Below are 20,982 nucleotides of genomic sequence, written 5' to 3'. Positions count from 1 at the left end.
GGTTCCGGGCCGGATGTCCTGCCAGGGGCGCTGACGACAATCCCCCCCTCACCCCTTCACGCACACCACCTGCCTGAGCGTGTGCACGACCTCCACCAGGTCTGACTGCGCCGCCATCACCGCGTCGATGTCCTTGTAGGCCATCGGGATCTCGTCGATCACGGCGGCGTCCTTGCGGCATTCCACGCCTTCGGTCGCATGCACCTGGTCGGCCACGGTAAAGCGGCGCTTGGCCTCGCTGCGGCTCATGGTGCGGCCGGCGCCGTGGCTGCACGAGCAGAACGACTCCGGGTTGCCCTTGCCCCGCACGATAAACGAGCGCGCGCCCATCGACCCCGGGATGATGCCCAGTACGCCCTTGCGCGCACTGACCGCGCCCTTGCGCGTCACCAGCACGTCCTTGCCGAAATGATGTTCCTTCTGCACGTAGTTGTGATGGCAGTTGACCGCCTCCAGCTCCGCCTGGAACGGCTTGCGCAGCACGCGCTGCGCCGCGGCCAGCACGGCCTCCATCATCAGCTCGCGGTTGCGGCGCGCGTACGCCTGGGCCCACGACACCGCGAACACGTAGTCCTCATAGTGCATGGAGCCCTCCACCAGGTAGGCCAGGTCGCGGTCCGGCAGGTTGGCCAGGTGGTGGCGCATATCCTGCTGCGCCAGCGAGATAAAGGTGGTGCCGATGGCATTGCCCACACCGCGCGAGCCGGAATGCAGCATGAACCAGACCGACTGCGCCTCGTCCAGGCAGACCTCGATAAAGTGGTTGCCGGTCCCGAGGGTGCCGAGATGGTTGCGGTGGTTGGTGCGCGCCAGGTGCGGGTATTTGTCGGTAATGCGCCGGAAGCCGCCCGCCATCTCGGCCCATGCCGCGTCGACCTGTGCCGGGATCGACCCCCAGGCGCCCTGGTCGCGCCGCCCGCCCTGCGCGCTGCGGCCGTGCGGCACGGCGTGCTCGATTGCGCTGCGCAGCGGGCCGAGGTTGTCGGGCAGGTCGCCGGCGGTGAGCGACGTCTTCACGGCCATCATGCCGCAGCCGATATCGACGCCCACCGCCGCCGGGATCACCGCGCCCACGGTGGGAATCACCGAGCCGATGGTCGACCCCTTGCCCAGGTGTACATCCGGCATCACCGCGAGGTGGCGGAAGATAAACGGCATCCGCGCGGTATTGACCAGTTGCGCGCGGGCAGCGTCCTCCAGCGGGACGCCCCGCGTCCACAGCTTGACCGGCTTGCCGGCGCCGGTGTCGAGTACGTCGTAGTGGTGCTTGGCCGTCATGGTCGCCCCTGGCCTTGTCGTCGCGGATGCAGGTTAGACGGCCAGGGCCGGCCCGGGATTCCCCGGCCGGATGCCCGGATGCCCGGATGTCTTATGCCAGCAAGAAGCTGGCAAAGGCGCCCAGGTCGACATTGCCCCCGGACACGATGATGCCCACGCGCTTGCCCTTCACATCGAGCTTGCCATGCAGCACCGCGGCGGCAGCCAGGCAGCCAGTGGGCTCGGCCACGATCTTCATGCGGCCGGCGAAGAACTTCATGGTTTCGACCAGCTCCGCATCCGACACCGTGACGATATCCGTCACCAGTTCGCGGATCACCGCAAAGGTGTGCTGGCCCAGGAACGGCGTCTGCGCGCCGTCGGCAATGGTGCGGGGCGTGTCGATGCGGACGATCTCGCCGCTGCGCAGGCTTTGCTGGCCGTCGTTGCCTGCCTCGGGCTCCACCCCGTAGACCGCGCAGCCGGGCGACATGGCCTGTGCGGCCACGGCGCAGCCTGACAGCAGCCCGCCGCCGCCCAGGCACACCACCAGCATGTCCAGCGGCCCGGTTTCCTCCAGTAGCTCCTTGGCCGCCGTGCCCTGCCCGGCCATCACGTGCGGATGGTCGTACGGCGGGATCAGCGTCATGCCGCGCTCGGCGGCGATGCGCCGTCCCAACGCCTCGCGGTCGTCCTGGTAGCGGTCATACAGCACCACCTCGGCGCCGTAGCCGCGCGTGGCTTCGATCTTGATCGCGGGTGCGTCCTGCGGCATCACGATCACCGCCTGTACGCCCAGCAGCCGCGCCGACAGCGCGATCGCCTGTGCATGGTTGCCTGACGAGAACGCCAGCACGCCACCCGCCTTTTGCTGCGGCGTGAACTGCGCGATGGCGTTGTAGGCGCCGCGAAACTTGAAGGCCCCGATGCGCTGGAAGTTCTCGCACTTGAAGAACAGCTGCGCCCCGGTGGCCGCGTCGGCGGTCGAGGAAGTCAGCACCGGGGTGCGGTGGGCCGCTGCGCGGATGCGTTCGTGGGCGGCGGCTACGTCGTCGAAGGAAATAGGCAGGGCGGTCATGGCAGTGGCGTTGGCAGGGAAGCGGGGACAGGCCAGTTTACCTGTCCCGCGCCCGGCGCGCAGCCACCCAACACTAGGCCGCGGCCAGCTTTCCGGCCGTGCGGACCGGTGCACCCCCTGCCACCATTGCAGGGCGGGCTGCGCCGTTCTCGCCTGGCAGGCGGAAGAACGCCACCACTTCACTCAGCTCGCGCCCCTGCTCTTCCAGCGCACGCGACGCCATCGCGGCCTCGTTCACCAGCGAGGCGTTCTGCTGCGTAACCTCGTCGATCTGCACGATGGCCTGGTTGACCTGCTCGATGCCGCGGCTCTGCTCGGCCGACGCCGTGGCGATCTCTTCGACGATGCCGGTCACGCGCGCCACCGCCTGCGTCACCTCGGCCATGGTCTGCCCCGCTTCGCTCGCCAGCGCCGAGCCGTCCTGCACCTGGCGCCCGGAGGCTTCGATCAGCTCCTTGATCTCCTTGGCCGCGCTGGACGAACGTTGCGCCAACCCGCGCACCTCGCTGGCCACCACCGCAAAGCCGCGCCCCTGCTCGCCGGCGCGCGCCGCCTCGACCGCCGCGTTCAGCGCCAGGATATTGGTCTGGAAGGCAATGCCCTCGATGATGCCGGTAATGTCGGCGATCTTGGACGAACTGGCGCTGATGTCCTGCATGGTGCCCACCACGCGCTGCACCGTGGTGCTGCCGCGTTGCGCCACGTCGGCCGCGGTGCGCGCCAGCTCGCTGGCCTGGCGCGCGTTCTCGGTGTTCTGGCGCACGGTCTCGGTCAGTTCTTCCATGCTGGCCGCGGTTTGTTCCAGCGACGCCGCCTGCTCCTCGGTGCGGCTGCTCAGATCAGCATTGCCGCGCGCGATCTCGCTGGTGCTCAGGGCGATGTTGCCGCTGCTGGCGCGCACCTGCGTGACGGTGGCGGTGAGCCGCTCGTTCATCTCACGCAGCGCCCCCAGCAGGCGGCCGGTCTCGTCATGCCGGTCCACTTCGATGCGCGCGCCCAGGTCGCCGCCGGCCACGGTATCGGCCACCTCCACGGCCCGCTGGATCGGCCGCGTGATCGCACGTGTGATCAGCACCCCGCCGGCCGCCGCCACCACCGCGGCCACCAGGGAAACCAGGATCAGCAGGTTGCGCTGTTGCTGGTAGTCCGCCTCCAGCTTCTTCTCCATCTCCTTCTGCCGCGCCTTGGTGAAGTCGGCATAGGCGTCGGTCGCCTTGATCAGCGCGGCCAGCAGCGGGCGGCACTGCTTGTCGATGCGGGACACGGCTTCCTCGAGCTTGCGCTCCACCGCCAGGCCGACGATGCCGGTGGCCACCGGGCCGTATTCCGCCTCAATCTTCGCCACCGCTTCCACCAGCTTGCGTGCCTCTTCGCCGACGCCGGGCTGGCGCACCATTTCATTGAGCCGCGCCAGCCGAGTCTGCACATCCTGGTGCGCGCTCAGGGCCTCGGCCTTCTCGCGCTCGAGTTCGGCCGCATCGGTCACCAGCACCAGGTTGCGCGCCGCGATCGCGCGCCGGTCCACGGCGCTGCGCACCTGCGCGGCCATATCCGCGCGTGCGTTCAGCCCGTTGAGATAGTCGTTGAAACCGTCGGTGGCATCGCCCAGCGCATGCAGCGAATACCCCGACACCACCAGCACCACACCCGCCAGCGTCCCGAACCCGGCCAGCATCCGCGTGCGAATAGACAGATTCTTGAAATCCATGATCCCTCCCCCTTGCCGTCCGGTCGGACGTTTGCGCATGACTGCTTGAAATTACCCGCTGCATGCCGAATCGCGGCCTGCCACACTGCGCGCCCGTTCCCTGCTGGTCGGCTCGGCGTCCGCGCTTCCGGCAGGGGTGCGTTGCCCCGGCGACTTGCGCGTATCCGTGCTCTGTGTTGCGGTGGCTAACGGCCTCGCTGCGGTGAACTGTTCCCCACGAGAGGGGGGACATAGGTAGACAAAGCCGGTGGGGGGGGGGCGAGGATGAGTGCGGTAGCGGTCACAGCCCCATGACCAGTGCGATCGCCATGGCCATCGCACCGGCCACCCCCACAAGGGGGACGACTGCGCCGCCAGGACGTGGCAGCATACGTGCCCGTGACCTGCCAGGGAGGCACCATGCTGAGCGGATTCGATGCGCTGGTCGAGAAGTCGATGGCCGAATGGAAGATCCCCGGACTTGCCCTGGCCGTGATCCGCGACGGCGAACCCATCCTGCTGCGGGGCTACGGCGTGCGCGACAGCGCCGCGCCGGCGCCCGTGACCACCACCACGCAGTTCCTGCTGTGCTCGATCACCAAGTCATTTACCGCCGCCGGACTTGGCCTGCTGGTCGACGAGCGCAAGCTCGACTGGACCACGCAGGTGCGCGACATCATTCCCGGCTTCCGGCTGCATGATGCCGTCGCCACGCAACGCATCACGGTGCGCGACCTGCTCAGCCATCACAGCGGCCTGCCGCGCCATGACTGGATCCACACGCCGGGCGATCTCGACACCAGCCAGATGCTCGAACGGCTGCCGCACCTCGCGCCAAGCCGCGAGCTGCGCGAAAGCTGGCAGTACCAGAACCTTGGCTACGTGATCGCCGGCCACTTGGCCGAGCGCATCAGCGGGCAGCGCTGGGAGGACTTCACCACGCAACGGCTGCTGCAGCCGCTGGGTTTTACGCGCTTCGGCTTTTCGGTCGAAGCGCTGGCGGCCGATCCCGACCATGCACACCCGCACGCGATGGACGGCGACGAGCGCCTGCGCGCCAGTTGGTCGCCGATCCGCGCGACGCCGGCCGGCGGCCTCAACGCATCGGTGGAAGACCTGGCCCGATGGATGCGTTGCCTGCTGGACGAAGGCAAGGTGGACGGACATGCGCTGCTTGCGCCTGGCATCGTGCGCGACATGATGACGCCGCGCGTCCACGTTTTCCGTGCAGAATTCCCGGAGGTCGGCGATGTGCACTACGGACTGGGACTCACGGCCGAGCACTACCGCGGCGAGCGGACGGTCTCGCACTAGGGCAGCTGGCTGGGTTGGGCAACCCTGATGACGATGATGCCGGCACGGCGCCTGGGCATCGCCGTACTGACCAACCGGGCTCCCGGCGCGGTGACCGCCTTGCTGACCTACGCCGCGCTGGACCAGCTCTGCGGGCACTCCCCCATCGACTGGTTCAGCCGCCTGCGCGCCAGGCGGCACGAGATGCTGGCGCAGCTGCAGATCGACAAGGCTGCACGGCTGGCACGGCAGCACGCCGGCACTAATCCCAGCCACGCGCTGCACGATTACTCGGGCACGTACTCGCATCCCGCCTACGGCGACATCACCATCGAAACCGATGGCGATGCGCTGTCGTGGCACTGGCGCGGCATGTGCGGGCGGCTCGAGCACCGCCACTACGACGTCTTTACCACGGCGGAAAAGCCCGCCGAGATCCATCCGGACAACCTCGCCCTCACCTTCCTCTACGACCGCGACGGCACCATCGACCGCATTGCCGCGCCGCTGGAACCGCTTGTCGACGACATCGTCTTCCATCGCATGGCGGCGGACGAGGCAACCAACGCCGCCTTCCGCGCACGTCGCCGGAAAAACCTCGACGGTGCCGACGTATGCCGGACTGATCAAGAGCCTTGAGTTGTGAACACGCGAGGCAGAAGGCAAGGGCTATCTGGCGCACGCCCCCCGCCCGCTCACGGCGCCATACTGGCAAACACCCGATCCCGCCGCACCCACCAGTGGAACAGCGCGGCCGCCACATGCAGCAATACCACTGCCAGAAAAGCATAGGCCAGCCACGTATGCGCGCTGCGCAGGAACGCAAACGCCACGACATCGGGATTCATTAGCGGGGGCAGCGCCCATGCGCCGGACATCGTCACCGGATACCCGCCCGCCGACAGCATCGCCCAGCCGACCAGCGGCTGCAGGCCCATCAGGGCATAGAGCGCCAGGTGGCTGGCGTGCGCGGCGCCGCGCTGCCAGCCGGGCAGGTCGGCCGGCGGCGGCGGCGCGCCGCGCACCAGGCGCGTGACCAGCCGCACCGCCCACAGCGCCAGCAGCAACGCGCCCAGCGGCCGGTGGATCGCGACCAGCGTCAGGTGCAGGTTTGATACGGTGGCCACCATGCCGATGCCGATGAACAGCATGGCGAAGATGCCGGCGGCCATGGTCCAGTGCAGCCATCGCGCCAGGCCGCTGTACCGGTTCGGGGATGTGCTTGTCATTGTCCGGCTCCCGCGTGAAGTTCCTGTTGCGCGTTTTCCATGCTGCGGCGGCGGTATGACTCGGCATAGGCCGATGAACGTGCGGCCAGCAGCGGATCGTCGGAGGGCCTCAGGCCACGCGGCAGGATGGTGGGGTCATAGTTGATATCGCGGCAGCTGCCGTCCTGCTGCGCACTTTTCCGCTCCAGCACCAGCGTGCCGGCATCGATCTGCTGCCGCTCCGCGGGCCACGCCTGCGTGGCATCGGCGGTGGGATCGCCGGGCTGCGCCACGGTCACGACCAGGTGCCATCGCAACGGTCCTTGTGCGAGCCGGCTGGCGAGGTCGCGCGCGAGGAAATCGGCCGATGCGCCGGTAGCGGATGCGGCGCTGGCCGGGGTCTCGGGATCGAGCCGCCATCGGACAGCCCGCTGCAAGCCCGCGCCATCGGTGGCGACGAAGGCGTTGATGCCGTAGTACGCGGTGGTGGCGAAACTGCCGCTCAGCGGATGGTCCTTGACCCATTGCCGGAACGGTTGCGTCTCCGGGTACTTGCCGAAGAACGCTGCCAGCCGCCTCGGATCCGGCTTGCCGGTAGCGGGATCGGGCCGCGCTGCCACCAGTTGCTCATAGAACTGCTGCGGCGTGCGCACGCCGAACACCGGCGTTGAGTTCATGGCGGTGCGCCATTGCTCGCCGTCTGCCAGCCGGAATTCCAGTGCCAGGCTGCGCACCGGGGCGCCGGCATCGGGCGCGGCCGGGTTGCCGCCGGGGATGGCAAGGCGGCCGGTCACCGGCGTGCGCACCGTTCCGAACACCACCGCGCGCGATACCGCCAACGCCTTGCCATTGCCTTCGAAGTACCCTTCGACGCAGACACCCTTGGCATGGTTGCGGCGATATCCGGCGTGGATGCCGGCGTTGGCCTCGAAGGCATCGATGATCCTGAATGCCGACAGGCGCGCCGGCGTCACCCAGCCAGCCGCCCAGGCAAAGCCGGCGCCGATCGTCCCCACTACCGCGGCAATGGCGGCCAGCCTGCATGGCAGGCAGGCTGGACGGCCGGGCGGCGCTGCTTGGTGTCGTGTCATGGGCTTTTTCCATTACTGGTTGCGCGCGCCTCGTCCGGGCGCGCTGAGCCCAATGTAGCCCGCTAGCGGGGCCGCAAACGATGACGGCTTGATTACCGATCCGTAATTCAGGCCGCGCCGCCGCGCAATGGAAAGCTGAGCCGGAAACGCGTCATCGCCGCCGGCACCGACTCCGCCCCCACCGTGCCCTGGTGCAGGTCCATGATGGTCTTGACGATCGCCAGCCCGATGCCGGAAGACGCGCCCGAGTTGGCGCGCGCCGGATCGCAGCGGAAGAAGCGGTCGAACAGCTTGGGCAGGTGCTCGGCGGCGATACCGGGCCCTGGGTTGCTGACCTCGATATGGGTGTAGCCGTCCGCCTGCCGCGCCGTCAGCACGATCTGCTCGCCTGCCGGCGTATAGCGCACCGCATTGGAAACCAGATTGCTGAGCGCGCGCCGCAGCAGGCCGGCATCGGCAAACACCCTGCCCGCGGCCTGCACGCGGATCGATACCTGCTTGGCGTCGGCCAGCAGGCCGAAGTAGTCCGCCACCCGATGCAGTTCCGATTCCAGGTCCAGCTCGGCCACACGCATGGCCACGCGCGCATTGTCGGCACGCGCCAGGAACAGCATGTTCTCGATCATGCGCGACAGGCGCTCATACTCCTCCACGTTCGAGGCCAGCAGCGCCTGGTACTCCTCGGTGCCGCGCTCGGCGGACAGCGCCACCTGGGTCTGCCCCAGCAGGTTGCCCAGCGGCGTGCGGAAGTCATGGGCCAGGTCGGCGGAGAACTGCGACAGCCGGTGATAGCTCTCGTGCAGCCGCTCGATCATCTGCTGCAGCGCATGCGCCAGCTCCTTGAGCTCGACCGGCAGCCGCGCCGGATCGATCGGCAGCGCCACGCTGGAGAACGTGACCGTGCGCGTGCCGGTGGCGATGCGGCGCAGCGGCGACATGCCCGCCCGCACCGCGGCGTAGCCGAGCAAGCCGACCGACAGCGAGCCCAGCAGCGTCGCCCACACCAGCTTCCAGCGGTACTCGCGCATCAGCGCAAAGCGCGAGCGCGCCACCTGCGACACCGTCACCTTCACCGGCGCGCCGTTGTCCTGCGGCCGCGCCAGCAGCACCACGCCGCGGATCTGATAGCCCGCGGGCGTGCGCCAGGCGCGGATCGATTCCGGCCCCAGCGCGGCGCCTTCGGCCAGCGGCGGGCCATCCGGCACAGACTCGCCATGGAAGTTCGCCTCGGTAAGCAGGCTGCCGCTGGCGGACTGCACCCTCAGCGCATACTCCTCATTGCCCGACACCACGCGGCCGATCTCGCGCCAGCGGTCGGCATCGCTGTCAAAGCGCTCGGCGAGCTCGTCGCGCACGCGCGCGGCCTTGCGCAGCAGTTCGGCATCGTCGCGCGCCACCACCTGCATGGTCAGCGCCTTGTAGAGGTAGGTGCCGACGCCGGCAAACGCCACGCCGGCCACCAGCGCAAAGGCCAGCGCCAGCTGGACGGTCAGGGACAGGCGCGATCTCACGGACGCCGGCTCTCGAGCACGTAGCCGATACCGCGCACACTGTGGATCAGCTTGTTGCCGAAGCTGTCGTCCATCTTGGCGCGCAGCCGGCGCACCGCCACGTCGACGACATTGGTATCGCTGTCGAAGTTCATGTCCCACACATGCGAGGCGATCTGTGTGCGGCTGAGCACCTCGCCATTGCGCCGCGCCAGGAAGTGCAACAGCGCAAACTCGCGCGGGGTCAGGTCGATACGCTGCCCGGCGCGCGCGACGCGATGCCGGATCAGGTCGATTTCCAGGTCGTCGACCTCGATGCGCTCGGCCTCGCGCGGCGGACCGCGGCGCAACAGCGTACGCACTCGCGCCAGCAGCTCGACAAAGGCGAACGGCTTGGCGAGGTAGTCATCGGCGCCCAGTTCCAGGCCGCGGACGCGGTCCTCGACCTCGTCGCGGGCGGTCAGGAACAGCACCGGGGTCTGCTTGCGCTCGCGCAACTGGCGCAGCACCTCCCACCCGTCCATGCCGGGCAGCATCACGTCGAGGATGATGAGGTCATACTGATGCTCCGTGGCGCAATGCAGGCCGTCCGCGCCGGTGACGGCCAGGTCCACCACGAACGCGGATTCGGTCAGGCCTTTGCGCAGGTATTCGGCAGTCTTGGGCTCGTCTTCGATTACCAGGATCTTCATTGTCTTTCGGGTTCGGTTCTGTCCGGCCCGCGTCGCGCATGGCCCCGAAAAGCATAACCCCTGACCTCCGGGCCAGGAATGACAAAACCGTAATCGAAACGTCAGCATCCCGACGCAGGACGGCTGCAAGGGACGGCGAAGCCGCATGCAAGGGCCACGGCGTGCCCAAGACTTCACACCGCATCTGGCTGCTTCGCACCCGTCGCCCGCCGGAGGTCTTCCCACCTGTGACTTCATGCCGCGGGATGGCCGCATTGCGCAGTTCGCGATCGAGCAGCATTAAGCGCGGCGCGCGTGCCGGGTACGCCGCGCCGCGCCCGGCCGCGCTCAGCGGTTGCGGCGCACGCCGGCCAGGATCAGGACCGTGGCGCAGGCTTCGAGGAAGGCCACGAAGTACAGGCCCGAGGACAGCTGCCCGGTGTTGGTCTTGAACCAGCCGATCACATAGGGCGCGACGAAGCCCGCCAGGTTGCCGACTGAATTGATCAGCGCGATGCCGCCCGCGGCGGCGGTGCCGGCCAGGAATGCCGACGGCAGCGACCAGAACACCGGGAACGCGGCCAGGATGCCGACCGAGGCCACAGTCAGCGCGGCCAGCGCCAGCAGCGCGCTGTGCAGCCACAAGCCGGTCAATGTCAGCCCCACGGCGGCCAGCAGCGTCGCCATCGCGCAGTGCATGCGGCGCTCGCCCGAGCGGTCCGAGTGGATACCGTTGAGCACCATGGCGATGGTGCCGGCGATAAACGGGATCGCCGATACCAGGCCGATCCGCAGGTTGCCCTGCACGCCCAGCTCCTTGATGATCGACGGCGACCAGAACGCGATGGTGGCGTTGCCGCTGACCACGCAGAAGTAGATCGCGGCGCAGATCCAGACGCGCGCATTGGTAAAGGCGTCACGCAGCGCCGAATGCTTGGCCGGGTCGCGTGCCTCGGCTTCCACGGCCTGCGTCACCAGCTGCTGCTCTTCAGCCGTGAGCCAGCGCGCGCTGGCCGGCCGCTCGGGCAGGTACATCAGCACGGCAATGCCGGCCAGCACCGACGGAATGCCCTCCAGCACGAACAGCCATTGCCAGTTGGCGAGCCCGTCCACGCCGTCCATGGTGGTCATGATCAAGCCCGCGAGCGGGCCGCCGATCACGCCGGCAATGGCGAACGAGGTCATGAACAATCCGTTGATGCGCGCGCGGCGCGCCGCCGGGAACCAGTACGTCAGGTAGAGCACCACGCCGGGAAAGAAGCCGGCCTCGAAGATACCCAGCAGGAAACGCAGCGCGTAGAACTGCGTAGGGGTCTTGACGAAGATCATCGCCATCGACGCCAGGCCCCACAGGATGGTGATCCGCGCCAGCGTCTTGCGCGCGCCGATCTTCTCCAGCAGCAGGTTGCTCGGCACCTCAAACAGGAAGTAGCCGAGGAAGAAGATGCCCGCGCCCAGGCCGTAGACGGCCTCGCTGAACTGCAGGTCCTGCAGCATCTGCAGCTTGGCGAAGCCCACGTTGACGCGGTCGATCCAGGCGAGGATGAACAACAGGACCAGGAACGGGATCAGGCGCACGGTGATCTTTCGGTACGCCACGTTGCATTGCTGGGCAACTTCTGCCGGTGGCAGGTTCTCCAGGGCGCCGGAGGCGCCAGTCATCACGGAAGACATCGGTGATTCTCCTTGGGTAGGTTGGGCGGGGCCCCGCTGCATTGGCGGGGCCCTCTGGCTTGCGCTGTGCCGGAGTGGGATGGTTGAGCGAGGCCGCTGCGCTTGGACCGATACGGGACCGGCGCAGCCTGCCCCGGGGCAGGCCGTTCGCTAACGCCCGCGCGACCGCATGGCCTTTACATCAGGCTGCGCTCGATCGCACCAGCCACCTGCAGCACGCGCGCGTCCTGGCCGTGCAGCGCGCAGACGCCCAGGCCGATTCCCTGTGCAACGGGCAGCGTGACCGCGCATCCGTCCAGGAAATTGATTACGCTCGGATTGCGCAGCACCAGCCCGTTGAGGGCGAAGAAATCTTCGTCGCGCGCCAGCGCGTCCAGGCGCGGGGGCCGCACGGCCACGGTCGGCATCAGCCAGGCATCGGCGTCGCGCAGGCGCTCGCCGGCGCGGTGCTGCATCGCGCGGCGCTGGGCCAGCAGGTCGATATAGTCGGCCGCGCTCTGCTGCTGGCCGCGCCGGATACGCTGGGCCACGCGCTGGTCGTAGCGCTCGCCCTGCTCCGCCAGCAGTTGGCGGTGCCAGGCCCAGGCTTCGGCAGCGGTGAGGCCGCCGCCGCCGTTGATCTCGGGCAGCCGGCGCAGTTCCGGGAAATCGAACGGCACGATGCGCGCGCCGCGTTCCGACAGCCGCGACAGGGTGTCCTCAAACGCTTGCGCGACCGCGGCGTCGAGCCCGTCGCAGACGAAATCGCGGGTCACGTAGAACCGCATGCCCGCCAGCTCGGCGGGGCGCGTATCGAGGGTCTCGCCACTCAGCACGGCGTCCATCGCCGCGCAGCACGCGACCGAGCGTGCCAGCGGCCCGGCGGAGTCGAGCGAGGTCGACAGCGGCACCGCGCCGGCCAGCGGCACGCGGCGCGCCGTCGGCTTGAAGCCGGTCAGCCCGCAGAAGGCCGAGGGGATGCGGATGGAGCCGCCAGTGTCGGTACCCAGCGCGGCCACTGCCATGTCTTCGGCCACGCTGACCGCGCCGCCGGAGGTCGAGCCGCCCGCGATCCGGTCCGCGTCGAAGGGCGTGCGCGGCGTGCCATAGTGCGGATTCAGGCCGAGGCCCGAGAACGCAAACTCGCTCATATTGGTGCGTCCCAGCAGCACTGCGCCGGCCGCGCGCAGGCGCGCGACCGCGGGTGCATCGGCCTGCGCTGGCGCGGCGCCATCGAGCGCCTTCGAGCCGGCGCGGGTCACCTGGCCGCGTACGTCGAACAGGTCCTTGACCGAGATCGGCAGCCCCGCCAGCGGCGACGCCACCAGGCCCGCGGCACGCGCCTGGTCGGCCGCGCGCGCCGCGGCCAGCGCGCCGGCCGCGTCGACTTCCATGAAGGCGGTGCCGCCGGTGCGGGCATGGCTGTCGATGCGGGCCAGTGCCTGCTCGGTCAGCGCCACGCTGGTGGTGCGGCCCGCCGCCAGGGATGCCGCCAGCGCGGCAATGGTCGGCGCGCTCATTCGGCCACCGCCAGGCTCTGCACGCGGTACGCATGGCGCAGCGTGCGATTGCGCACGGGGTCGTGCAGCTCCACTTCAAAGGCATCGCCGTGGCCCAGCTCGCCAATCACCGCCTGCGTGCCGCAGAACATCGCGGTGCCGGGCGGCAGCGTGGCTTCGCCGGTCAGCCGCTCGACCAGGTCGCGCGGATCGAGCAGGCGCGTGACCTTGCCTTCCTGGTACAGCGCGCGCTGGCCGTCGCGCACGCGCCAGCAGCGCATCTCCAGGCTGTCCCAGTGATCGGCCACCTCGTCGAAGCGCCACACCTGGCGACCGAGAGGCTTGCCGCACATCTGCTTGGACACGGTGACGTCGTAGGCCTCGACCTTGCGGTCGGTATGGTCCGAGCCGATGCCGATATACAGCGCGTCCTCTGCCTGCAGCAGGACAAACTCTGTTTCGCCGGAAGAATCGGCGCGTGGCACCTCCAGCTCGTCGGCCGTGGTCAGCAGCGACGCGGCCAGCGGATAGAAGCACGGCACCGTGGCGGGCGGCTTCACGCCGATCGCCTGGAGCTCGTCGATATGGTGCTGGACGGCGTCCTTGTCGCGGCCGGTCCATCCGGCAATGATGAGGCGCTGGATATCGAGGGCGAGTTCACCCCCGCCGGCGACCTGGAAATGCAGTGTCGGCATTGCGTACTACCTTGTTACAGGGAAAAAGCGGGTCAGGCCGGATGCAGAAGGTCAGAGCGTCCTGATGATGTTCTTGCGGAACTCGTCGATATGCTGGCGCACGGCCTTGCTCACGGCCGGCACGTCGCGGCGTTCCAGCGCGTCGACGATCTCGAGGTGTTCCTGGTACACGTTCTCGAGATGCTGCGGGTCGGACAGCGACAGGAACCAGAAGCGCGCCTGCTTCTCATGCAGGCCGCGCAGCAGCTCGGCCAGCACGCGGTTGCGCGAGGCGGCCGACATCGCCGTATGGAACTTCAGGTCCAGCGACGCCAGTGCGGGGATGTCGCGCCGCGCGATCAGCGGGGGCGAGCGGTCGACGATTTCGCGCATGGCCTTGAAATCGCTCTCGTGGCCGCGCTCGCAGGCGAGCGTGGCGCACAGGACCTCGTTGGTCGCGCGCACCTCGATCATGTCGAGCACCTCGTTGAGCGACAGCGGCGTCACCAGCACGCCCTTGCGCGGCAGGATCGACACCAGGCCCTCCACTTCCAGCCGGTGCAGCGCCTGGTGTACCGGCGTGCGGCCCAGGCCAAGCATGTTCGCCACCTGGGCTTCGTTCAGCGGCTCGCCGGGGCGGAACTCGCACGAGATGATGCGGCGCTTGATCTCGACATAGGCGAGGTCGCGCATGGCCGCCCCGCTCTGGGTTGCGGTCTGCGCGGGGCTACGCATGCCATCTGTTTCTACCAGCCGAATGGATTTAGCCACGGGTCATTCCGAAAAGCATCTGAAGTAGTAGTGATAGTAGTGTGATATTTCACAGGCTGCAAGCGCCGCCATTCTCGGGGCAAACGAGAATGACGCGTTCGGATTCGTTAAGTCAGGGGAGATTGCGCAGGGTCATGTGCAGACTAGCCCACCCCCGACAGCGCGCAGCGTCATCGGGCGGCGGCCCCGCAGCAGCATGTGCCGGACCGCCGTGACACCGCCATCCGTTTCCTACGCCAGCATCCGCACCTGCGGCTCCCGCTCCCACTGCCGCGTCTTCGCCGCCGCGATAAAGCGCTTGGTATCGCTGGCCGGCACCACCCCGTTGTGGCGGGCGGGGCGACGCTGGCCGATGGCTCGAAACTGCCTGCGGACGGGTTTTTTGACGATAACAAGGACACACCACTGACAGCAATTGCCGGGCCTGCTCGTCTGGAAGACCGTTCTGCGGCATTCGGGGGGGTTTGCGGGACGCATGGAGACCGGCAAGGATGCGGTCAGCGGTCCGGCGACAGGAGTGATGCGATGGCTTGCGCGCAGGCTGGTCGTCCTGCGTGAAGTCGGGCTGTTTCGTCCATGGCGGGCGAAACAACCCAGGCGCGCGGCATTGCGCCGCTGCGCGACTGCTGCGTGCGACTGCGGCGTTATTCCTCCTGGAACGCCTCCTCACGCTTGGCCTTGATCGACGGCAACGCCACCACCGCCACCAGCGCCGCGGCAGCCACCAGCAGGCCCAGCGATAGCGGACGGGAGGTGAAGACCGAGAAATCCCCGCGCGACAGCAACAAGGTGCGGCGGAAGTTCTCTTCCATCATCGGCCCCAGCACAAAGCCCAGCAGCAGCGGCGCCGGCTCGCAGCGGAGCTTGAGGAACACGTAGCCGATCAGGCCGCAACTGGCCGCCGCGAACACGTCGAACACCGTGTTGTTGACCGAGTAGACGCCGATGCTGCAGAACACCAGGATGGCCGGGTACAGGAAGCGGTAAGGCACGGTCAGCAGCTTCACCCACACGCCGATCAGCGGCAGGTTCAGCACCACCAGCACCAGGTTGCCGATCCACATCGACGCGATCAGCCCCCAGAACAGCGCCGGGTTGCTGGTCATCACCTGCGGGCCGGGCTGGATATTGTGGATGGTCATGGCGCCAACCATCAGCGCCATCACGGCATTGGGCGGGATGCCCAGCGTCAGCAGCGGGATGAACGAGGTCTGTGCCGCGGCATTGTTGGCCGACTCCGGCCCCGCCACGCCTTCGATCGCGCCCTTGCCGAACTCCTCCGGATACTTTGAGGCCTTCTTCTCCAGCGAATACGCGGCGAACGACGCCAGCGAAGCCCCGCCGCCCGGCAGGATGCCCAGCGACGAACCCAGCAGCGTCCCGCGCAGCACGGCGGGGATCATGCGCCGGAAGTCTTCGCGGGTGGGGAACAGGTTGGTGACGCGGTCGGTGAAGGTCTCGCGATGTTCCTTCTGCTCCAGGTTGGCAATGATCTCCGCGAAGCCAAACAGCCCCATGGCGAGCGCGGTGATGCTGATGCCGTCGGTCAGCTCCGGCACGTCGAACGAGAAGCGCGCCGCGCCCGAGTTCACATCGGTGCCGACCAGCCCGAGCAGCAGCCCCAGCACGATCATCGCCACCGCCTTGACCAGCGATCCCGAAGCCAGCACCACGGCGCCGATCAGTCCCAGCACCATCAGCGAGAAGTATTCGGCGGGACCAAACTTGAACGCCAGCTCCGACAGCGGCGTGGCAAACGCGGCCAGGATCAGCGTGGCCACGCTGCCCGCAAAGAACGAACCCAGGCCAGCGGTGGCCAGCGCCACGCCCGCCCGCCCGCGGCGCGCCATCTGGTAGCCGTCGAGCGTGGTCACCACCGCCGACGACTCGCCGGGCAGGTTGACCAAGATCGCGGTGGTGGACCCGCCGTACTGGGCGCCGTAGTAGATGCCGGCCAGCATGATCAGCGCCGCCACCGGCGGCAGCGTGTAGGTGATCGGCAGCAGCATGGCGATGGTGGCCAACGGGCCGAGGCCCGGCAGCACGCCGATCAGCGTCCCCAGCACGCAGCCAAGGAAGGCATAAGCCAGGTTCTGCAGCGAAAGCGCGGTAGAAAACCCCAGCGCAAGATGACTTAGCAGCTCCATCCGATGTCTCCTAGTTGGTGAGGATCGCAGGCCAGACCGGCATCTGCAGGTTGATGCCGTACACGAACGCCACCGTGCTGATCAGCACCAGGATCGCGGCATTGAGCATGGCGCCCTTCCAGGTGAACTCATGGCTGGCCATCGACGACACCAGCACCAGCGCCAGCACCGACAACACCATGCCGAGCGGCTTGAGCAGCAGGCCGAACAGCACCACCGATCCGAGGATCCACAAGAGTGTCTTGATGTCCCAGCGGGCCATCCGGTCCGCATCGCCTTCACGCGACATCGAACCCAGCGCCACCACGGCGCCAAGCAGCGCCAGCACGATGCCGAGCCAGAATGGGAAATAGCCCGGGCCCATCTTTGCGGCGGTGCCCATGGAATAGCCACGGGCGACGAATGAAAAGCTGAGGCCGACCATGACGAACATCAGGCCGGAGAGAAGATCGGTTTGCTTGCGTATGCGCATGCGGGGGCTCCTTGTGGCGCGCGCAGCGGGCGCTGCCGGCGTGGGGCAGTCGCCAGCGCTGTCGCGTCTGTTTCGGGAGTCCCGAACAATACATCATGTTGTGATATATTTTTATGAAGGCAAGGGTTATTCCCTACAAATTCGCCGGTGCGTCAGGATCCTTGCGTCACGTGAGCGGCGAGACTTGGCAGTTGTATGCATACATGAAGGCCTGCGCTGTCATCCTGCAGTCATCGTCGCCGTCCACTCGATTCGCTGCGCCAGGCTCGGGTGTCAGTGCGACGCGCCCGCCGCCGCCTTTTCTCGTCCCATGCTGTACTCGGCCGGCACCCATGCGTAGCCCTTGCCCTGGCGCCGAACATGCCCGAGGCCCGGGAACGAGATATGCGCCGCGCCCACCCAATAGCCCTTGGCCGCGGCGTCAGCCATGGCCCGCTTGCGCATCTTCACCGCGGCGGTGGCATCGACATCGAAATCGATCGCGACGCCCGGCTCCGGAAACTGCACCTGCTGCGCATGGATGGTGTCGCCCCACAGTTGCAGGCGCTGTCCCTCGCTGCTGATCTCATAGAACGCGTGACCCGGGGTATGGCCCGGCATGCGCACCGGACGGATGCCGGGGAACAGCTCCTGCTCGCCGTCGAAGGGCCGGACCTTGCCGGCCTTCAGGTAGGGCGCGAATACCGCCTCCGATTGCGCGAAGTTATGCCGCTGGCCTGATGCCGCCTTCGCGGCATTGACGGGGTTCAGCCAGAAATCGGCATCGCGGCGGTCGACGTAGACCACGGCGTTCGGGAACACGGCATTGCCGTCGACGGCCAACCCACCGGAGTGGTCGACGTGTATATGCGTCAGCAGCACCGCATCGATCTGCTGCGGCTGGTAGCCGGCCGCGCGGATATTGTCCGGCAGCTTGCCGCCGACGCCGGGACCGAACAGGCTGCCCGCGCCGGTATCGACCAGCACCAGCTGCTGGCCGGTGTTGATCAGGAAAGCGTTGATCGAGGTCTCGGGCTCGGTGGACTGGTAGCTGCGCGCCTGCAGCGACGCAATGTGCTCGTGCGACGCATGCTTGAGCAGCTTGCCGATCGGCACGTTGACGGTACCGTCTGACAGCGCCGTGATCTCGAACTTGCCGAGCTTCATCCGGTAGTAGCCGGGCGCCTGGGTCCCGACCTGCGGCGCCGCGGCATGGACCGGCATGGCAATCACCGACCAGAGCAAGGTACCAACCAGCAGTGCACGTCGCCACAGGGAAGGCTTTAACGGGGAATGGTGAGTGTTCATTGTGCTTGCCTCGAAAGAACCGCGAACGACAGGCTGTCGCGTGTTGTGAGGATTCTGGTGGCCGAAGCGGACTCGCACAAATCGATTGGAATGATCGCCGGCATCGCCGCCGGCGATACCGCACTCCGGGACCGCGCGGCGTGTGGCCCGCGCGGCATTCATTCCGCCACGGAAACTATCCGAGCATAAAACTTCACTAGGCCGGCGCCGGGCCGTCGCTGATACTCAATTCCACAGTTACACCACGATGACGAGGGGAGTCAGCATGAGGAAGTCAGCAATACAAGTCCTGGCCGCGGGGATCTTCGGCGCGCTGCTGTGGGCGCCGGCGACGGCGCAGGCAGCGTGGCCGGAGAAGCCGGTGCGCCTGATCGTACCCACCGCGCCGGGCGGCGCACCGGACATCGTTGCGCGCCTGTTCGGCGACGCGTTGTCGAAGCGGCTAGGCCAGGCCGTGATCGTCGAAAACCGGCCCGGCGCGGGCGGCAATATCGGCATGCAGGCGCTGCTGGCCGCGCCGGCGGACGGCTACACCATCGGCTACGGCAACAACGCGACGCTGTCGACCAACCGTTTCCTTTACAGCAAGCTGCCCTACGACCCCGACAAGCTGGTGCCCATCGTCGGCCTGGTCACGACCTTCAATATCCTTGCCGTCAACCCATCGCTGCCGGTCAGGACCACGCAGGAACTGGTGGCCTACGCGCGCGCCAACCCGGGCAAGCTGTCGATGGGCTCGGCCGGCAACGGCACCACCAGCCACCTGGGCGGCGAGCTGTTCAAGGTCATGGCCAACCTGAACATCGCCCACGTGCCCTACAAGGGCAGCATTCCGGCGCTGCAGGATCTCGTCGGCAACAACGTGCAGTTGATGTTCGACAACGTGCCGTCGATCGGGCCCTACGTGGTTTCCAACCGCGTGCGCGCGCTGGCGGTGACGTCGAGCAAGCGCTCGCCGCACTTCCCGGACCTGCCGACCATGGCGGAGGCCGGCCTGAAGGGCTACGAGCTGACCGCGTGGGCGGGACTGGTGGCCGCGCCGGGCACGCCTGCCGAGGTCATCGAGCGCCTGAACCGCGAAGTCAACGCCGTCATCAAGGATCCGGCTTTCCGGGCGCACCTGGACAAGCTCTCGTTCGATCCGCTGGGCGGCACTGCCCACGACTTCCAGCAACTGATCGCGACGGAGACCGTCAAGTTCGGCGAGCTGGTGCGCAAGAGCGGCGCCAGGGTCGATTGAGGGAGCACGCCATGCAAATGCACTATGACCTGATCATCCGCAACGGCGACCTCATCGACGGCACCGGCGCGCCGCGTCGCGCCGCCGACATTGGTGTGGTGGACGGCGAGATCGCCGCGATCGGCAACCTCGCGGCAGCGCGGGCGGACACCGAAGTCGATGCCGCCGGCCTGATCGTGGCGCCGGGCTTTATCGACACCCACACGCATGACGACTGGATGGTGTTCCAGTCCCCGGAGATGCTGCCCAAGGTCACGCAGGGCGTCACCACCATCATCGCCGGCAACTGCGGCATCAGCCTGTTTCCGCTGGTGACCGACAGCATCCCGCCCGCCCCGCTCGACATCATGCGCGGCGGCTACCGCTTCGATTCCGTGCGGGCCTACCGTGAATCGTTCGTGGCGCAGCCGGCCGCGGTCAATGTCGCGGTGCTGGTAGGCCAGTCCACGCTGCGCGCCAGGCATATGCGCCAGCTTGGCCTGCCCGCCAGCGATGCGGAGATCGAAGGCATGCGGCAAGACGTCGAGGAAGCGCTGCGCCAGGGGGCAATCGGAGTGTCCACCGGCACGTTCTATCCGCCATCGGCCGCGGCGCCCGAGGATGAGATCGTGCGCATGTGCGAGCCGATGAAGCGGCTCGGCGGCGTGCTGGTCTCCCATATGCGCGATGAAAGCGACAACATCGGCGCGTCGATCGACGAGACCGCGCGCATCGGCAAGGCACTGGGGGTATCGACGGTGATCTCGCACCACAAGCTGGTGGGCAAGCAGAACCACGGCCGCAGCCGCCACACGCTGGCGCAGGTGCGCGGGCTGGCCGAAACCATGCCGCTGTGCCTGGACTGCTATCCGTATGCGGCGTCGTCGACCATGCTGCGGCCCGAGCGCGTGCATCAGTGCGACCGCATCCTGATCACCTGGTCGGCCCCGCACCCTGAAGCCGCCGGGCGCTACCTCGAAGACCTCGCGCGGGAATGGGGCCGCTCACGCCATGAAGTCGCACAGGCGCTGGTGCCGGGCGGTGCCGTGTACTTCATCATGGACGAGACCGACGTGCGCGACATCCTGTCCTATCCCGACACGATGGTCGGCTCCGACGGCATCCCTTCCGACGAAACGCCGCACCCGCGGCTGTGGGGAACGTTCCCGCGCGTGCTCGGCTTGTACTCGCGCGACCTGGGGCTGTTCCCGCTGGAGCGCGCGGTCCACAAGATGACCGGCTTGCCGGCACAGCGCTTCGGGCTGGAGCGGCGCGGGGAGCTCAGGACGGGCCATGTCGCGGACATCACCGTCTTCGATCCGGCGACGATCCAGGATCGCGCCACCTTCGACGATCCGCAGCAGCCCTCCGTCGGTGTGCGGCATGTGTTCGTCGCCGGGCAGGCGACCCTTCGCGACGGGCAACCGGCCAGCAGCCGTCCCGGACGCTTCGTCACCTCCACCCTGGTGAAGGCACAGCCGTAGC

The 20,982-nt window shown here is 67.9% G+C and carries 18 protein-coding genes; 4 read left to right on the top strand and 14 right to left on the bottom strand.

Annotated elements, in window-relative coordinates; translation table 11 throughout:
• Positions 1-48: 48 nt before the first annotated feature.
• From ABNX08_RS22235 to ABNX08_RS22225, 3 genes are all read right to left on the bottom strand, one after another.
• Positions 49-1,278: an RtcB family protein gene (locus ABNX08_RS22235; protein ID WP_022537857.1), complete on the bottom strand. Its 1,230-nt coding sequence runs from the start codon at positions 1,276-1,278 to the stop codon at positions 49-51.
• A gap of 91 nt (positions 1,279-1,369) precedes the next feature.
• Positions 1,370-2,335, bottom strand: a complete 966-nt coding sequence (locus tag ABNX08_RS22230) for a threo-3-hydroxy-L-aspartate ammonia-lyase (protein ID WP_022537856.1) — start codon at positions 2,333-2,335, stop codon at positions 1,370-1,372.
• A 73-nt stretch (positions 2,336-2,408) separates the two neighbouring features.
• Positions 2,409-4,043, bottom strand: a complete 1,635-nt coding sequence (locus ABNX08_RS22225) for a methyl-accepting chemotaxis protein (protein ID WP_022537855.1) — start codon at positions 4,041-4,043, stop codon at positions 2,409-2,411.
• A gap of 378 nt (positions 4,044-4,421) precedes the next feature.
• Between ABNX08_RS22225 and ABNX08_RS22220 the strand changes: the two genes are divergently transcribed.
• Together ABNX08_RS22220 and ABNX08_RS22215 are read left to right on the top strand one after the other, a co-directional pair.
• Positions 4,422-5,336, top strand: a complete 915-nt coding sequence (locus ABNX08_RS22220) for a serine hydrolase domain-containing protein (RefSeq protein WP_349608653.1) — start codon at positions 4,422-4,424, stop codon at positions 5,334-5,336.
• Positions 5,337-5,363: 27 nt separating this feature from the next.
• Positions 5,364-5,954, top strand: coding sequence for a DUF3471 domain-containing protein (locus ABNX08_RS22215; RefSeq protein WP_022537852.1), 591 nt, complete (start codon positions 5,364-5,366; stop codon positions 5,952-5,954).
• 56 nt (positions 5,955-6,010) lie between these two features.
• On the opposite strand, the gene ABNX08_RS22210 is transcribed toward ABNX08_RS22215, so the two are convergent.
• From ABNX08_RS22210 to ABNX08_RS22160, 11 genes are all read right to left on the bottom strand, one after another.
• Positions 6,011-6,544: a cytochrome b gene (locus ABNX08_RS22210; RefSeq protein ID WP_022537851.1), complete on the bottom strand. Its 534-nt coding sequence runs from the start codon at positions 6,542-6,544 to the stop codon at positions 6,011-6,013.
• The gene (locus ABNX08_RS22205) at positions 6,541-7,614 is read right to left on the bottom strand and encodes a catalase family peroxidase (RefSeq protein ID WP_022537850.1); all 1,074 of its coding nucleotides are present in this window, start codon (positions 7,612-7,614) and stop codon (positions 6,541-6,543) included. Before ABNX08_RS22205 ends, ABNX08_RS22210 begins: the two co-directional genes overlap by 4 nt.
• Before the next feature lie 107 nt (positions 7,615-7,721).
• Positions 7,722-9,125 carry a heavy metal sensor histidine kinase gene (locus tag ABNX08_RS22200; RefSeq protein ID WP_022537849.1) on the bottom strand — a complete coding sequence of 468 codons (1,404 nt, stop codon included), beginning with the start codon at positions 9,123-9,125 and terminating at the stop codon, positions 7,722-7,724.
• Positions 9,122-9,796: a heavy metal response regulator transcription factor gene (locus tag ABNX08_RS22195; protein WP_022537848.1), complete on the bottom strand. Its 675-nt coding sequence runs from the start codon at positions 9,794-9,796 to the stop codon at positions 9,122-9,124. The genes ABNX08_RS22200 and ABNX08_RS22195 overlap by 4 nt, the downstream gene beginning before the upstream one ends.
• 327 nt (positions 9,797-10,123) lie before the next feature.
• The gene (locus ABNX08_RS22190; RefSeq protein ID WP_041681703.1) at positions 10,124-11,449 is read right to left on the bottom strand and encodes an MFS transporter; all 1,326 of its coding nucleotides are present in this window, start codon (positions 11,447-11,449) and stop codon (positions 10,124-10,126) included.
• A gap of 176 nt (positions 11,450-11,625) precedes the next feature.
• The gene (locus ABNX08_RS22185) at positions 11,626-12,948 is read right to left on the bottom strand and encodes an amidase (protein WP_349608649.1); all 1,323 of its coding nucleotides are present in this window, start codon (positions 12,946-12,948) and stop codon (positions 11,626-11,628) included.
• Positions 12,945-13,622: a DUF2848 domain-containing protein gene (locus ABNX08_RS22180; protein WP_022537845.1), complete on the bottom strand. Its 678-nt coding sequence runs from the start codon at positions 13,620-13,622 to the stop codon at positions 12,945-12,947. Before ABNX08_RS22180 ends, ABNX08_RS22185 begins: the two co-directional genes overlap by 4 nt.
• 51 nt (positions 13,623-13,673) lie before the next feature.
• Positions 13,674-14,372, bottom strand: a complete 699-nt coding sequence (locus tag ABNX08_RS22175; RefSeq protein WP_041681702.1) for an FCD domain-containing protein — start codon at positions 14,370-14,372, stop codon at positions 13,674-13,676.
• 644 nt (positions 14,373-15,016) lie between these two features.
• A complete protein-coding gene (locus tag ABNX08_RS22170; RefSeq protein WP_022537842.1) occupies positions 15,017-16,519 on the bottom strand; it encodes a tripartite tricarboxylate transporter permease in 1,503 nt (500 codons plus the stop codon).
• A gap of 10 nt (positions 16,520-16,529) precedes the next feature.
• Positions 16,530-16,991, bottom strand: coding sequence for a tripartite tricarboxylate transporter TctB family protein (locus ABNX08_RS22165; RefSeq protein WP_022537841.1), 462 nt, complete (start codon positions 16,989-16,991; stop codon positions 16,530-16,532).
• A gap of 273 nt (positions 16,992-17,264) precedes the next feature.
• Positions 17,265-18,194 (bottom strand): MBL fold metallo-hydrolase, encoded by a 930-nt coding sequence (locus ABNX08_RS22160; RefSeq protein ID WP_349608646.1) that lies wholly within the window; start codon positions 18,192-18,194, stop codon positions 17,265-17,267.
• Between the two features lie 349 nt (positions 18,195-18,543).
• Here ABNX08_RS22160 and ABNX08_RS22155 point away from each other — a divergent pair, with 349 nt between their 5' ends.
• Together ABNX08_RS22155 and ABNX08_RS22150 are read left to right on the top strand one after the other, a co-directional pair.
• Entirely contained in the window at positions 18,544-19,518 is a 975-nt protein-coding gene (locus tag ABNX08_RS22155; protein ID WP_022537839.1) for a tripartite tricarboxylate transporter substrate binding protein, read from the top strand.
• 17 nt (positions 19,519-19,535) lie between these two features.
• Positions 19,536-20,981 (top strand): D-aminoacylase, encoded by a 1,446-nt coding sequence (locus ABNX08_RS22150; RefSeq protein ID WP_041681950.1) that lies wholly within the window; start codon positions 19,536-19,538, stop codon positions 20,979-20,981.
• Position 20,982: the final 1 nt, after the last annotated feature.

The organism is Cupriavidus sp. DF5525 (assembly GCF_040149425.2).
GTDB lineage: Bacteria > Pseudomonadota > Gammaproteobacteria > Burkholderiales > Burkholderiaceae > Cupriavidus > Cupriavidus pickettii_A.
The sequence above is the reverse complement of the archived record's forward strand: the minus strand, read 5'-3'. Positions and strand labels throughout refer to the sequence as shown.

Excerpts from the sequence above, each read along its gene's own strand:
- ABNX08_RS22235 (WP_022537857.1), bottom strand. The coding sequence starts at position 1,278 with ATGACGGCCAAGCACCACTACGACGTACTCGACACCGGCGCCGGCAAG.
- ABNX08_RS22230 (WP_022537856.1), bottom strand. The coding sequence starts at position 2,335 with ATGACCGCCCTGCCTATTTCCTTCGACGACGTAGCCGCCGCCCACGAA.
- ABNX08_RS22225 (WP_022537855.1), bottom strand. The coding sequence starts at position 4,043 with ATGGATTTCAAGAATCTGTCTATTCGCACGCGGATGCTGGCCGGGTTC.
- ABNX08_RS22215 (WP_022537852.1), top strand. The coding sequence starts at position 5,364 with ATGACGATGATGCCGGCACGGCGCCTGGGCATCGCCGTACTGACCAAC.
- ABNX08_RS22210 (WP_022537851.1), bottom strand. The coding sequence starts at position 6,544 with ATGACAAGCACATCCCCGAACCGGTACAGCGGCCTGGCGCGATGGCTG.
- ABNX08_RS22205 (WP_022537850.1), bottom strand. The coding sequence starts at position 7,614 with ATGACACGACACCAAGCAGCGCCGCCCGGCCGTCCAGCCTGCCTGCCA.
- ABNX08_RS22195 (WP_022537848.1), bottom strand. The coding sequence starts at position 9,796 with ATGAAGATCCTGGTAATCGAAGACGAGCCCAAGACTGCCGAATACCTG.
- ABNX08_RS22190 (WP_041681703.1), bottom strand. The coding sequence starts at position 11,449 with ATGTCTTCCGTGATGACTGGCGCCTCCGGCGCCCTGGAGAACCTGCCA.
- ABNX08_RS22185 (WP_349608649.1), bottom strand. The coding sequence starts at position 12,948 with ATGAGCGCGCCGACCATTGCCGCGCTGGCGGCATCCCTGGCGGCGGGC.
- ABNX08_RS22180 (WP_022537845.1), bottom strand. The coding sequence starts at position 13,622 with ATGCCGACACTGCATTTCCAGGTCGCCGGCGGGGGTGAACTCGCCCTC.
- ABNX08_RS22170 (WP_022537842.1), bottom strand. The coding sequence starts at position 16,519 with ATGGAGCTGCTAAGTCATCTTGCGCTGGGGTTTTCTACCGCGCTTTCG.
- ABNX08_RS22165 (WP_022537841.1), bottom strand. The coding sequence starts at position 16,991 with ATGCGCATACGCAAGCAAACCGATCTTCTCTCCGGCCTGATGTTCGTC.
- ABNX08_RS22160 (WP_349608646.1), bottom strand. The coding sequence starts at position 18,194 with ATGCCGGTCCATGCCGCGGCGCCGCAGGTCGGGACCCAGGCGCCCGGC.
- ABNX08_RS22155 (WP_022537839.1), top strand. The coding sequence starts at position 18,544 with ATGAGGAAGTCAGCAATACAAGTCCTGGCCGCGGGGATCTTCGGCGCG.
- ABNX08_RS22150 (WP_041681950.1), top strand. The coding sequence starts at position 19,536 with ATGCACTATGACCTGATCATCCGCAACGGCGACCTCATCGACGGCACC.